We start from the raw sequence: 13467 nt of genomic DNA on the forward strand, positions 1-13467 counted from the left end.
GTGTAACAAAAACGAACACTTTCCTTTGCCTTTGCATCTTAAGTTATTGGTATCTAGGTCCAAATTTCTTGGTCTTTCGTTTGGTGCGTGACAGTAAACTAGCTACATGTTTGCTTATTATTTGAGGACAGCCTGGCGGAGTATTTGGTTTAACAAGTCTTATAGTATCCTCAACATCTTTGGTCTTGCCACGGGCATGGCCGTTGCATTGCTAATAGGACTTTGGGTCAATTATCAATTGTCTTACGACAAATTTCTGCCCGGTTTTAAGAACGTCTATAGGGTCCAAATACGATCAAATAACAGCGGGAATATAAATGTTAGCCCGGCAACATGTCTTCCACTAGCCAACGCTATCCGGCAAGATGTGCCCGGTGTGCAATATGTAGCACACACGGATTGGATGGGCGGCCATTTGCTGTCTGTAGGGGATAAAAAGATCTTTCAAAATGGAGCGATGGCCAGTTCCGATTTCCTTAAAATATTTGAATATCCTTTAATCGAAGGAAATTCAGAGAATTTGTTACGTGATGCTTACACAATTGTGTTAACCTCCGCAACTGCAAAAGCCTTGTTTGGAAATGAAGATCCTATTGATAAAATGGTTCGGATCGATGACAGTCATGATCTTATGGTAACAGGAATTTTAAAGGATATTCCCACTAACTCAACACTTCAATTCAGCTATATAATTCCTTTTGACTATGGATTGCAGAATTACAATTGGCTAAAAAATGATCTAACCAACTGGAGAACTAATACGGCCCAAACATTCGTTTCATTACAACCAAATATAACCTATACTCAGGTACAACCGATCCTGAAAACTTTAGAGAAGAAGTACAATCCGGATGACTATGCCGTAAGTCACGCGGAAGTTACTCTTCATGCCATTAGTGATTGGCATCTTTATTCTGAATTTAGAAATGGTGTAATTGCAGGAGGTTTCATCAAATATGTAAAGATGTTTGCGATCATTGGCCTGCTGGTATTGTTAATCGCGTGCATCAATTTTATGAACCTTGCAACTGCCAGATCCGAGAAGAAGGCCAGGGAAGTTGGCGTACGTAAAGCTATCGGAGCCGCACGCAAAAGTCTCATTTTACAATTTTTAACGGAAGCTATACTGGTAGCATTTATCTCATTCCTGTTTTCATTAACCATTGTAACGCTTGTACTGCCGGCCTTCAATATACTAACACGCGTCAACATCGATATTCCATTTGCCAACCCTTGGTTTTGGCTGATCATGATGACTTATGTATTAATAACCGGGCTCGGTGCGGGCAGTCGCCCCGCTTTTTATCTTTCCTCCTTTCGCCCGGTCAAAGTAATAAAAGGAACTCTGCAAACTGGTAAGCGAGCATCCTATGCAAGGAAAACCCTAGTGGTACTACAATTCAGTTGTTCGATTGCACTTATAATTGGCACTATCATCGTTTATCAACAAATTCAGCATGCAAGAGAGAGGCCTACCGGATACAATCCGCAACAACTAATGGCTACCGATCTAAGTGGAAATCTCCAGCAGAATTATGAGGCATTGAAGAATGACTTATTGGGAAGTGGAATGGTCTCGAGTGTCACTAAGTCGTCCAGCCCTGTTACCGATATATGGTCCAACCAACGCATTGATAATTGGGAGGGCAAACTGCCAGGAGAGTCACTGGGCTTGCCAACAGTTGGTGTATCGGACGCTGATTATTTTAAGACGATGGGAATGCAAATCATACGTGGTAGAAACTTTACAGGTTCTTTAGGTGCTGATTCACTGTCTGTCCTGTTAAATGAATCAGCGGTGAAGCGAATGCGATACAAGGAGCCGATCAACCAGGAAATCACCTGGCATGATATTCCACAGCGCGTAAAAGTGATTGGTATCGTGAAAGACGCAATCATGGCATCCCCGTTTTCGCCAGCAGAGCCAACAATTTTTGCATATACGCCTGGTTGGTCAAATGTGATCACCTATCGTTTATCTTCCAACGTTGGTACGCAACGGGCAATTGCAAACATTGGCAAGATTTTCAACAAACACAATCCATCCTATCCTTATCAGTATCGTTTTGTAGACGAGAATTATGCGGCGAAGTTTGATATGGAAAATTTAATTGGGAAACTAGCGGGTATTTTCGCGGTCCTGGCGATTTTTATCTCTTGTTTAGGATTATTTGGTCTAACGGCGTATATGACGGAGCAGAGGGCTAAAGAGATTGGCATAAGGAAGGTACTTGGCGCATCTGTTTCGCAAGTTTGGTTGCTTCTGTCAAAAGACTTTTTAATATTAATCTTACTCAGCTGTGTGCTTGCATCGCCACTGGCATTTTATTATTTGAGCAGTTGGTTAGAGCAGTATGATTACCGGATATCAATTAGTCCGCTTGTGTTTGTAGCGGCAGGATTGCTGACCATTATTATAAGTAGTGTAACCATCAGTTTCCATGCAATAAAGGCAGCTATCGCAAATCCGGTCAAGAGTATAAAAGCAGAATAAGTCAAGTTTTAGTTTTACAAACCTTTTTTAGGGTGCTTAGAAGCCGGAGTAAATTGATCTAGGGTTCGATTGGACTCCCCTCAGCTCCACGAAATTGTAGAACCCGATTCTGTAGCGGGTTCTGTGTTTTAAGGAGTCGAATTGATCTTTTTAGGATGTTTTATGTTTTTAAAAGGAACTGTTTTCGGGTTTGAATCCGGTAGAAGTTATTATATAACTGAAGAACTAATCAACCGCAGCACTACCTTCTATCGTTCGAGGAGCATGCCTCCAGAGGTAGCAGGATCATTGCGCATCAATCAGAAATCTCCTTTGCTAAAGCTTTGGAACAGATCCAACCCTTAAAAGCGAATTCGAAAGTAGGTAAATCCTCAAAGAAAAACAGGAGCAAGTCTTAAAATTATATACCGAATCAGGTCTAAGTTTAGCTCTTCGCCATCATCAGACATAGAGTAACTAATTATATACACTGAAATTGATGGGTATCCTGATCAACTAGTTTTTCCAAAGGAGCTAATGCTTCCGGGTAAAAATATTTTATCTAAGCAAGAGAATTAAATCTCTTTACTTTTTGTAATGGGTGCGTATATCCATCAACTCCCCAAATGCCTTATATCACTGGATTTCCAGATCAGGAGAAAAGATTCCTATTTAAAGAGTTTATGTTCATCATATTTTATAGTGGGAATCATTTTTGCCAGGAGATCATAATAATTGCATGAACTCCATAGCTGCCTGTTTCCTATTACATATAGTCTTTTTTTTGCTCGGGTGACAGCTACATTAAGCATATTCGGAATAGCGGAAGCCCATTGCCGGGCGCCATTATTTTTAGGATGAGAGCCTAATACTAAGAATACAATATCTGATTCCTTACCCTGGAATGTATGAATAGTACCACACTCTATATTTCCCTTGTAAATTTTAGTATTAAATTCATCCTTGCAATAGTCTGCAACAGACCTAAAAGGAGAGATAACATATATTCCTTTCCCATGCCCTGCATTGGAGAACTCTCCGACCATAGTTTTCAACATATCTATTTCTTCCCTAAGTACATTGCCGGTTTCTAATAGGACTCCCTGTACATCGACCCAACAACTTTTTAAAATGTTAGTTTGTACATCAGGCACCACTTTTACCATCTGTTCATTGTAGGCAATGCGATTAGAAATGGTAAACATCGGCTCATTACAACGCCTATGCGCTCTCAATGGAATTCCAGTCCAAACTTCTTTGTCATTTGTTTGTACATATGTTCCGATAGGCGTAACCCTGTCTGCCAAAAATTGTGCAGAGTGACTTGAAGGCAACCAACAGTTATCATCAATTTTATATTTTTCCTGAAGCATTTTTTCTAAGCCTTCTGGTATTGTTACAATGGGAGGGATCTGTAACGTGTCACCGATTATTATACACCTTTTTGAACGCCAGATAGCCCCACATGCTGACTGGGGAGTTGCCTGACCTGCTTCATCCAGCAATAACCAGCCTATTCCTCCCTTTCTTGTTTTATTAAACAATCTTTGAATTGAGGCAAGTGTTGTTGATATTAATGGAATACAGAAAAAGAAAGTGTTCCATAAAATAGCTGCTATATCTTCGGTGATCAGTGCTGTCTGATTACCTTGCAGCATATTAACGAATGCGTTTAAATTGGAATTAAAAAACCTTGCATTCACATTGATAACACTCTCGTGCAATTCAAGACTTTTTAAAAAAATATTACTTCTAAGTTTGTTTATTTTTTCAGAAGAATAAGGTGTTAGCTTATGGATATCTTCCATAGAAAGATAAGAAAACAAACGATTTGGGAGATTGGCAGTTGGTATATTATATTTTTCTTTTAATACAACTGATAGTTTCTCATATTTCTTTACAAGCTTTTGTGCGTTTTTATTTTCAAAGATTAGATTTTGGAGGGTATTGTGGTACTCTGATGCCAATGCCTTGAATTCCTCATACTCCCCGAGCATGATTTTTAGTTCATCGGCTACCTGTTCATAGTGTTCAATGTGTTTCTTGTGTGTGGGCAAGTCTTTTTGATCTTTCAGGTACGCATTAAATCCATTGCCTTTATTAAACCAAAACGCATTGATAAAATTACCTCTGTTCTTACTATTGCCTAGCACCGAGCTTAATAATCCCCAACATGTTTCGCGGGGATTAAGGTTTTGCGCTATTTGAGAAAAATAGTCGGCATCACTAAAAATATCCGCATCTATATTTTTTAGAAGAGGTAACTCTTTAGAAATATTCTCAACTGCGGTATTATTATTACTGGCCACCAATATCCCATTATTACCAAATACAAAAGGGTCAGGCTCATAATATCCAATATATTCTGCAACCTCAATTCGCTTAGCGGAAAACAAATTATGTATATTAGTGGAAAGTAATTTTTTTGCTCTGCTTACTATTACATCCACTATTATTTCGCGTAATAATGTTGTCTTACCGGTTCCTGGAGGGCCATTTATACCAATCAATCCATCCTGGTTCTGTAAGATTGGAATACTATAATGAAGTGCCGCCTGTTGTGCACTATACAAACCATATTCCGGATTCGAAGGCCAGCGGCCCGGAGTTTGAAATTTAGGATTGATACATTCAAACATCAATACTTTGTTCAGTAAATTAAATCGTTGATTTGTATCAATATTACGAGTTAAGTAAGTGGACAGTGGTGCCCCCAGGTTTTTAGGATTTCCAATCAGATGATTAAGATCATCCCTATAAAAGCTGTTTAGGAAAGGGGCTTCCAATGTAGTCTGTTCAGATACTTCCTCTGAAACACAAAGGATGGGTAATTCCATTGGCAATTGCTCGTTCACCAATTGCTCAAGATCATTCAATTCTTTTTCCAGTTCTATCCAACTGATCATCGAATTATTTGAGATTTCCTCCTCATGGCAATCGTCATCATCATAGTAATTGTCTTCATTATCCTCTTCGTAAATATCTTCTTCACTATTTAAATCATTTTCTTGCATTGCCTTTACCTGAAATCGCAACAAATAATCTGATTGAGCTTTATTTAATAGGTCTGATAGTTTCTCAAAATTCCCGCCATCTTTCAATATTTTTAACCCAAAGGCAAAAGAAGCCCTAACATATGTTCTTTCTGATGGTAAACCATTAGAATCAAGAACAAGGGCCGCCAGGCACGTGTTGTTTATCAGTGGCTCCGGAGTTAGATCGCTTGTAAAAGGTGATAGCTGGGTAAGAAGATCTATCACGGATTGTTTAGGAGTGCAGAAAAAATACAGCGTATGTTTCCATTGTTTCCCATCCGAATTATGAAATTCCCCATTTTCCCACGGAAGGTCATCACCTGGCAGCAATTCAGTAAAGATCTTTTGATCATTTTGTTTTTGAACAGGTAAATCCGGAAGATCAAAAATCTCAATTGCCCGCCAAAATTTTAAAACATTAGTATAATGCGTTTTTCCAGACATTATGATTCAATAATGAAATAAACTATTAGTAAAATACTAAAAATTAGCGACTTGGAAAAGAAATTTAAGGTATACTTTCCTGAAAGAATATGCAATGATCTGCGATTTTTGTCTCTGGCAATCGCTTTTCTGCATATATACGCTTATAGAATTCTTGTAATTGGTTCGACAATCTGCCCTCGACTCCACTTAAGCGAATGGTCAGATATGATCATTCGCTTTTTTATTTAATCAATCTCTTGATTGTCTATAATTTATCCCACCGTTTTGGATGTAAAATCGGGGTTCGAGTTTTTTTAGAGAGCGATTTTTTTCTAGCGCATAATGCATAGGGCCCAATGGTAAGGCTGATTCTAGGGGTTCGATTTCTTTATTAGGTTCAAGTTTGCAAGAATCATATTTGATAGGAGGTTGAATATAGGTTAGATAGAAGTCCCTCGACTCCAGTTAATCATTGATCAGATTTGCGTAATCAATTATATTCATAAAAGCTATTTACATAAAACCAACCCGCGTTCAAAGTGCCGCACAATTCATGGCCAGGGATCGTTGGCAGCCGGCTGTTGCCATGTTCATCCGTATAAGTGGGCTCCCAATTCAATTCATATCGCGTCAGTCCGGAAGCCAGTATTTTCACCAGCGCATCTCCTGGCAGCAAGACCGGCATCGGGGCTTCTTCCCATATAAGTTTATCCGCGCCTCCGCGCTCGTGTAATCGTATTGATTTCATGAAAGCACCGATGGAAAAATGGAAGAGGCTTCTGTGTGTTTGCTCACCCAAATAATGGTTGGCGGGTACCTTTATTTCATCCATTGAATCGCTTTCTGTCCGTTCGCCGGTTGCATCTGTACCAATGACCTGAACTTCGTTTCGGGAAATACTTTTATTTTTTATAATTGCGGATGAATTCATATTGATAATTTATTCAGTAATTATTAAATAATCGGTGGATATACAGGTTTATATTGCATGCCTCTAATCCAGTTTTCGATATCTTCCGGGGCGTTCAATGCGGTTAGCCCGCGGTAATCAGTGGCCAGCTTTTTTAGATAGAATGCTCCATGAAATTAAGACTGATCTGGGCATAAAAGATGATACGATCGCTGCTCATCTTTATAAAATGCTTATTTATCAGAAAGGGGATTTTTTCCTGCCTCGTAAAGATTCTGAAAAGGAGAAAGGGATGTTTGGCACTCTAGCCTTTTAAGCATTTTTTCTTCAGTCATAATATTCGGTTATGTTTGAATTGTAATTAAACAGGTGGATTTACACGGTCATGTCTTACTTGTCTACACGTTTATTGTCTGAATCTGCACGAAAAAACGTGAAATCTACGCACTTATCAATTTGGCGGGCATAAATAGGAAGTTTAATTTATTTTAGCGCCTTAAAAGCTTGAACAGAATTTAAGTAACAACTACAGAAATAACATCCTTTTTTAGAACAATTAAACCACTCTAATCTCATTCAAAATTAAGAGCCAAATATGAAATGGACTGGACACAATATTCAGCTTAGTAATGGTGACAAAACGTTAGAAAATGCCTTATTGCTTGGCGAAAGTGCCATGTGGAAGTCGATCGTCAATTCGTTAGACCTGTTTTTCCCGGGCAAAAAAGAGGAAAGAAAAAAACTCAGAGTTGTTGATCTCGGCTGTTTGGAAGGTGGCTACGCTGTAGAATTTGCAAAATTAGGGTTCGATACGCTGGGCATCGATGCCCGGGAAGAGAATATTCAGAAATGCAATTACGTAAAAAGCGATCTGGGGTTAACCAATTTAAACTTTGTAAAGGATGACGTCAGGAACCTGGCAAGCTATGGCAAATTTGACATCGTCTTATGTTATGGCTTATTGTACCATTTAAATGATCCCATTGCCTTTTTAAAAACGATCAGCAATTGTACTAACAAGCTATTATTCCTGAATACCCATTATGCTACCGAACGCGACGTAAGGTATCGACTTGGCCCTTTAAATAAACACCTCTTTGGTCCTTTTCAAGCGAAAACCAAATTCCTTGAGTTTACAAAAAACTACTGTCTTGGGCCTATTACAAGTCATGAGGGCTATAGGGGAAGATGGTTTAAGGAATATAAAAAGAATGCAAGTGCCGGCAAGATTGAAAAGATGCTATGGGCATCCTATAACAACGATAAGTCATTCTGGTTATGCAAGAAAGACCTTACCCTTGCTTTGCATGAAGTAAAATTTAATAGCGTATTCGAGCAATTTAATTATACAGGCGATATGTACACACACGACTTTTCCTATTATTACAGTCGGTCGATGTTTGTGGGAGTGAAACATTAAAGCTAACATCAAATTTAGAAAAGACTGTCATTTCTGACAGTCTTTTTTAGCCGCTCAAACCACTCAATAACATTACCTATCAGCATACTGTTACCGATGCAAATGGTTGCTCATCTGTTCAGCTTGCAATGGTTACTGTGAACGTAACGCAACCTGCCAAGGTGTTTGCGGGCAAACTACCTGGAAAATGAATACCCGTTGCTTGTTCTGCGAAATGCCAAAGCTTTATGGCAACGGCTTCGTCCATTGCATTTTTTTGTATGGTGGCTAAAGTCGGGTAGCCTCTTAATCCACCGTTTTCCGGCTCGTACATACTTCCGCCAACTGCTTCATAAGAAACTGCCGCATAAAGTAGAGACAAGGCTCCCTGCCACGGCTCCATAAATTCTCCGAGCCGGTCGATACCAATAGCAATTTCTTCTTCACTTAAATGCCTGGTCAATTCTGTTTTATTTGCGCCGGGTTGTGCAGCTATAGATAATATTTTCTGGCCCTTTGCTTTTATTCTGCGATTCAACTCAATTGAAAATATCAAATTTGCCAACTTACTTTGCCTGTATTCCCTAATTGCATTATAATCTTTTTCTGATCTTAAATTATCAAAATCAATGATTGCCCCCTGATAACCGTTACTGCTTACAGTAACTATCCGTGATTTCGGTGTTGCTAAAAGCAATGGAAATAGAAGTCCGGTGAGTGCAAAGTGCCCCAGAAAATTTACCCCGAATTGTAATTCATATCCTTCATTTGTTTTCGATGCAGGAGGCATCGCGACTCCGGCATTATTGATTAGCATATCTAATTGGCGATGTTTTTGAATAAATGCTTCACAGAATTCATTTATTTGTTTTAAGCTTTCCAGGTTAAGTTTGGCTGCCTCTAATGTTCCAGTTCCTTTATGTTGTTTTATTTTCTCAATAGCCTGGTTTGCTTTATATAAGTCTCTACAAGCAAGTACTACATGCGCCCCTTTTTCATATAAAGCAAGGGCTGTTTCAAAACCCAAACCAGTGTTAGCTCCTGTGACAATTACTATTTTATTGGTTAAATCAGGAATACTATTTTTTGTCCACATACATTCTTTTTTGCGAAATTAGATCAATGAATAATTTTGTAAAAGCATGGATAAATTTATCCTCCTTTTGTAGTAAATGCGAGGTGAATCAATTTTAGTATTTAAATTCCGGTAAAAGATATGTATCAAAAAAAGATACCTGTTTCCAATGAGTGCGGATTACAATTGTTTTTAACTGTAATGAACGGAAAGTGGAAAGTTAGTCTGATTTGGTGTATTCATTCAGGATATAAGCGTCCGAGTGAAATCCATAAGGCGATACCAGAGGCGTCAAGAAGGGTATTAGATTCTCAACTCCGGGAATTAATGGCACATGGTTTAATTTCAAAGACCGTTCATTCTAAACGGCCATTAATAGTTGAGTATTCATTGACAGCTTTAGGGGAAACAATTATACCTGCTATTAATACTACAGCTCAATGGGGCGAAGACCATCGAAGGGAATTGGAGAAATTTATAAGGTAAAACTTAAAATCAAAAAGTCCTTCAAATTCAAAAACTAGCAAGATTTGTAAAAGGCGGTGGATTTATAACAATTCGGCACAGACATATTAACCCACAATTTTTGAAAAATAATTGGAGGCCCACCCATAGCTGCCCTTAAGCACAGGGTACAACGAAAACTTTTGATGGTTTCCCCATGGAAAGAAAAGCATATAACGAGGCTTATATATAATTAACGTCGTACAACATCCAACTATTTCTATAGCTATCATCAATGCAATGACAGCAACGGGTGTCGATATAGCCAACAGCTATTCGGTGGATTGCAGCACGTTTAACATCGGTATCGGCCTTAACTTCAATTTCAGATAAGCCAAGCACTATGAAAAATACATATTTTAACTACAACGGCGGCGGGCTCGTGAACAATCTGCAACACCTTTACTTCCATAACGAACAACTGGGATTGGCCTATGCCGGTCAGCAATTATTCCTGACAAATGACGGCGGCAGTACCTGGAAAACCTTACTGTATCCCTTCCCCTATGTGATGCAATAACCAGGTATTGCCTTACCAGGAAAGGCGGTTGAAGAAGCAGTATTGAACATTTAAATATTTCAATGTCGTTGAATTAGTAATTTTTACCGCAGAGACAGGTAGGCGCAGAGGCATAATATTCTTAATCCCTCTGCGTCTCTGCGGTTACACTTGGGCGATCCACATTCGTAGGGCATTGAACAAGCTGCCTCATTTTTGTGTCAATCCTGCAATAATGTTTATGATGAGCTCAACAAAAGTGGTATTAAATATGAAAGCAACCAGAGTATGCAACAGCATTAGACATCTTATGATGCCCGACGTTACCTGAACATCCGACACCTGAAATGATCCGCGTTTTTCCTATTTATTCTGCTGACACAAAAGTAGGGGTTGTCCGTGTGCACTAACCGTAAGTAAGGTTGGTACTCTGCCCGATCTCGATAATATAACCATCCGGATCGCGTATGTAGCACCGGATCTCGCCGTATTTTGGGATCGGTTCTGTAATGAACTCGGCTCCCCGGCTTTTCCAAAGTTTGTAGCACGCCTGAATATCTGCAACACGAATATTCATAAAACTGTTGATCCTGTCGGAGTCAGGCACACTGAGTGTTACTGTTGGTTTGTCGGGCGTGGGACCCCCTCCAACGTTGACAATGAGCCACGTATTCGCGATCTGAATGTAGGCAGGTGCGCCGTTGCTGTCACCTCTGCTCAGAATGCGACCGTCGAAAACCGTTTCGTAGAAACGGGCCGATCGGTCGATATCGGCGACGGTGAGGAAATGTGCGATGGTGAACCCGTCCCGGGGCGGCATCTCATAATTCTTCTGTTCAACTTGTACCCTTTTCATTGATGACCCCGATTCTGATAAGCCGTGCTCATCCGCAGATGCTGATTTTTTCGTATTCATACCTGCTGTAGATTAGTTGTATGATATGTAAGTTACCGATATTTTGAAAGCGCCCAATCTGTAAATATGGTAGATAATTCAGTAATTGGTATACAAGCCAATTCGTAATTTCAGGGGAACTTTGCATACTGGTTTTATCAATCATTAAATCAATTTAAAAACATGAAATATCGTAAGTTAGGAAACAGTGGGCTGGAAGTTTCGGCCCTGGGGCTGGGTTGTATGGGACTTAGTTCCGCATATGGCACTCCACTCGACAAACAGGATGGAATAAAATTACTGCATGCGGCGGTTGAGGCTGGTGTTACATTTTTTGATACTGCTGAAGTATATGGCCCCTTTACCAATGAGGAGTTATTGGGGGAGGCGTTGGCTCCTTACAGGGATAAATTGGTTATTGCTACTAAGTTTGGGTTTAAAGAAGGAAAATTAGACAATGGTGTGGATAGCAGCCCTAAAAATATCAAAGCAGTTGCTGATGCATCACTTAAACGATTAAAAACGGATTATATAGACCTGTTCTATCAACACCGGGTAGACCCGAATGTGCCTATTGAAGAGGTGGCGGGCGCCATCCAGGAATTGATAAAAGAAGGTAAAGTGCGGCATTGGGGATTGTCAGAGGCAGGTGTCCCAACTATTCGCAAGGCACATGCTGTACAGCCTGTTACAGCCTTACAAAGCGAATATTCCCTGTGGTGGCGCGAACCGGAGCAGGAAATTCTACCTGTATTGGAAGAACTGGGCATTGGTTTTGTTCCTTTCAGCCCGTTGGGCAGGGGCTTTTTAACTGGCGCCATTGATGAAACCACCCGGTTTACCGATAACGATTTCAGAAACCGGTTACCCCGCTTTTCGGAAGATAACAGAAAGGCAAACCAGGTGCTCGTGAACCTGATCAAAGCGCTTGCTGATCAACATGGTGTTACTTCAGCGCAAATTTCACTGGCCTGGTTACTCGCACAAAAATCCTGGATCGTTCCTATTCCCGGCACTACCAGGCTTTCAAGGTTACAAGAAAACATGGGGGCTGTAGACATTCTATTGACGGCCGAAGATTTGAAAAATATCGAGGAGACTGCTAACAAAATACAGGTATCAGGCGACAGATACCCTGCTGATTTACAAAAACAAGCAGGGAAATAATGACAACTTAGCTCTTTTGAACTTAGGCGTTGGTTCTAAGCTGTTTCAATTGATTGAATAACCGATAGGAGCCCGAACAGAGGTTCGAGTCCCCTCGACCCCGCAGAAAGGGACAAGTAATCGATAAGATAACTTGTCCCTTTTCTCTTATCTGGTGGAATACCTGAGCTTGAGACAATTAGCTCAAAAATGAAATTTACCTTTTCGGTTCGAAATGTCTGCGTTTTGCGATCATTGTAAATTCCCTCTGGAAATATTAGTTTTTGCAGGTCTTCTTTGATTTGTATATCGCCGGAAGTCCATACTGTATTGAGTTTGCGGCTGAGGTTGATTGCATTTTCCAGGAAAACCGGCAGGTTCGAAATACTCATCGAGCCCGAACAGGCTTCCAGTCCTTTTTATTGTATTTTACAAGGGCTATAACGGTATAACACCACAATACCATAAATTCCATATATTTAAACCATTACAACTACGCATATGCCTTGAAAAAGTACATCAAGGACGAGCTGTAAAACGCATACGGGAAATATTACAGGTTAAGCAGGAAACCCTAGCCAGCGAGCTTGGTATCAGCCAGCAAAGTGTTTCCCTATTGGAAACAAAGGAAACGATTGCCCCGGAAACCCTTGAGAAAATTGCTGAAGTGTTGAAAGTGCCGATGGATGCAATTAAGAATTTTAATGAGGAAGCAGCTATAAATAATATCGCATGTAATTTTAATGATAACTCTTCAGTTAATTACAAGCCTGTTTTCAACTCAATGGAAAAAATGGTTGGAATCTATTGAAGAAATAAAAAAGTTGAATACTGCCTTGCTGAAAGAGAAAGATGAAAAAATTGCATTATTGGAAAAAATGTTGGAGGAGAAAAGAAGAAGTAAGAGTCTTTTTGATATTTTAAAAATGACTTAAAAAAACTATATACAAAATGGCTGTCTCTGTTAGGAGTCAGCCATTTTGCTATGTAGAAATAAGGCTAATTCCGATCTTGATAAACATTACAAACTTGATCGTTGGGAGTGTAAATTTCAATTCTAGTAATATAGAATGGTGCTCGATGACTCACCTGAAGTCAAACATCC

Annotated in this window: 11 protein-coding genes; 6 read left to right on the plus strand and 5 right to left on the minus strand. The window is 39.7% G+C overall.

Annotated elements, in window-relative coordinates:
• Positions 1-106: 106 nt before the first annotated feature.
• Positions 107-2494 carry an ABC transporter permease gene (locus NIAKO_RS02870; RefSeq protein ID WP_014216891.1) on the plus strand — a complete coding sequence of 796 codons (2388 nt, stop codon included), beginning with the start codon at positions 107-109 and terminating at the stop codon, positions 2492-2494.
• A 647-nt stretch (positions 2495-3141) separates the two neighbouring features.
• Here the strand turns inward: NIAKO_RS02870 and NIAKO_RS36325 are convergent.
• On the minus strand, positions 3142-5952 hold the full coding sequence (locus tag NIAKO_RS36325; RefSeq protein ID WP_014216892.1) for an AAA domain-containing protein: 2811 nt from the start codon (positions 5950-5952) through the stop codon (positions 3142-3144).
• A 472-nt stretch (positions 5953-6424) separates the two neighbouring features.
• Entirely contained in the window at positions 6425-6865 is a 441-nt protein-coding gene (locus tag NIAKO_RS02880; RefSeq protein ID WP_014216893.1) for an MDR/zinc-dependent alcohol dehydrogenase-like family protein, read from the minus strand.
• Between the two features lie 574 nt (positions 6866-7439).
• Between NIAKO_RS02880 and NIAKO_RS02890 the strand changes: the two genes are divergently transcribed.
• Positions 7440-8264, plus strand: coding sequence for a class I SAM-dependent methyltransferase (locus NIAKO_RS02890; RefSeq protein WP_014216894.1), 825 nt, complete (start codon positions 7440-7442; stop codon positions 8262-8264).
• A gap of 118 nt (positions 8265-8382) precedes the next feature.
• Here the strand turns inward: NIAKO_RS02890 and NIAKO_RS02895 are convergent, their stop codons facing one another.
• Positions 8383-9339, minus strand: coding sequence for an oxidoreductase (locus NIAKO_RS02895; RefSeq protein WP_014216895.1), 957 nt, complete (start codon positions 9337-9339; stop codon positions 8383-8385).
• 180 nt (positions 9340-9519) lie between these two features.
• On the opposite strand from NIAKO_RS02895, the gene NIAKO_RS02900 reads away from it, so the two are divergent.
• Together NIAKO_RS02900 and NIAKO_RS38350 are read left to right on the plus strand one after the other, a co-directional pair.
• Positions 9520-9804 (plus strand): winged helix-turn-helix transcriptional regulator, encoded by a 285-nt coding sequence (locus NIAKO_RS02900; protein ID WP_242675548.1) that lies wholly within the window; start codon positions 9520-9522, stop codon positions 9802-9804.
• A 361-nt stretch (positions 9805-10165) separates the two neighbouring features.
• Positions 10166-10342 (plus strand): hypothetical protein, encoded by a 177-nt coding sequence (locus NIAKO_RS38350; protein WP_155966896.1) that lies wholly within the window; start codon positions 10166-10168, stop codon positions 10340-10342.
• A 189-nt stretch (positions 10343-10531) separates the two neighbouring features.
• Here NIAKO_RS38350 and NIAKO_RS39530 read toward each other — a convergent pair whose 3' ends face one another.
• Positions 10532-10663 carry a hypothetical protein gene (locus NIAKO_RS39530; RefSeq protein WP_081196036.1) on the minus strand — a complete coding sequence of 44 codons (132 nt, stop codon included), beginning with the start codon at positions 10661-10663 and terminating at the stop codon, positions 10532-10534.
• 64 nt (positions 10664-10727) lie between these two features.
• Entirely contained in the window at positions 10728-11237 is a 510-nt protein-coding gene (locus NIAKO_RS02905; RefSeq protein WP_014216897.1) for a VOC family protein, read from the minus strand.
• Positions 11238-11399: 162 nt separating this feature from the next.
• Between NIAKO_RS02905 and NIAKO_RS02910 the strand changes: the two genes are divergently transcribed.
• Both NIAKO_RS02910 and NIAKO_RS02915 read left to right on the plus strand, forming a co-directional pair.
• Positions 11400-12383 carry an aldo/keto reductase gene (locus NIAKO_RS02910; protein ID WP_014216898.1) on the plus strand — a complete coding sequence of 328 codons (984 nt, stop codon included), beginning with the start codon at positions 11400-11402 and terminating at the stop codon, positions 12381-12383.
• A gap of 331 nt (positions 12384-12714) precedes the next feature.
• A complete protein-coding gene (locus tag NIAKO_RS02915) occupies positions 12715-13173 on the plus strand; it encodes a helix-turn-helix domain-containing protein (protein ID WP_242675545.1) in 459 nt (152 codons plus the stop codon).
• Positions 13174-13467: the final 294 nt, after the last annotated feature.

Origin of the sequence: Niastella koreensis GR20-10 (genome assembly GCF_000246855.1) — a bacterium.
GTDB lineage: Bacteria > Bacteroidota > Bacteroidia > Chitinophagales > Chitinophagaceae > Niastella > Niastella koreensis.

Bases quoted from the DNA above. Each gene is read 5' to 3' on its own strand.
- NIAKO_RS36325 (WP_014216892.1), bottom strand. From the start codon at position 5,952: ATGTCTGGAAAAACGCATTATACTAATGTTTTAAAATTTTGGCGGGCA.
- NIAKO_RS02870 (WP_014216891.1), top strand. From the start codon at position 107: ATGTTTGCTTATTATTTGAGGACAGCCTGGCGGAGTATTTGGTTTAAC.
- NIAKO_RS02895 (WP_014216895.1), bottom strand. From the start codon at position 9,339: ATGTGGACAAAAAATAGTATTCCTGATTTAACCAATAAAATAGTAATT.
- NIAKO_RS02905 (WP_014216897.1), bottom strand. From the start codon at position 11,237: ATGAATACGAAAAAATCAGCATCTGCGGATGAGCACGGCTTATCAGAA.
- NIAKO_RS02890 (WP_014216894.1), top strand. From the start codon at position 7,440: ATGAAATGGACTGGACACAATATTCAGCTTAGTAATGGTGACAAAACG.
- NIAKO_RS38350 (WP_155966896.1), top strand. From the start codon at position 10,166: ATGAAAAATACATATTTTAACTACAACGGCGGCGGGCTCGTGAACAAT.
- NIAKO_RS02880 (WP_014216893.1), bottom strand. From the start codon at position 6,865: ATGAATTCATCCGCAATTATAAAAAATAAAAGTATTTCCCGAAACGAA.
- NIAKO_RS02910 (WP_014216898.1), top strand. From the start codon at position 11,400: ATGAAATATCGTAAGTTAGGAAACAGTGGGCTGGAAGTTTCGGCCCTG.
- NIAKO_RS02900 (WP_242675548.1), top strand. From the start codon at position 9,520: ATGAACGGAAAGTGGAAAGTTAGTCTGATTTGGTGTATTCATTCAGGA.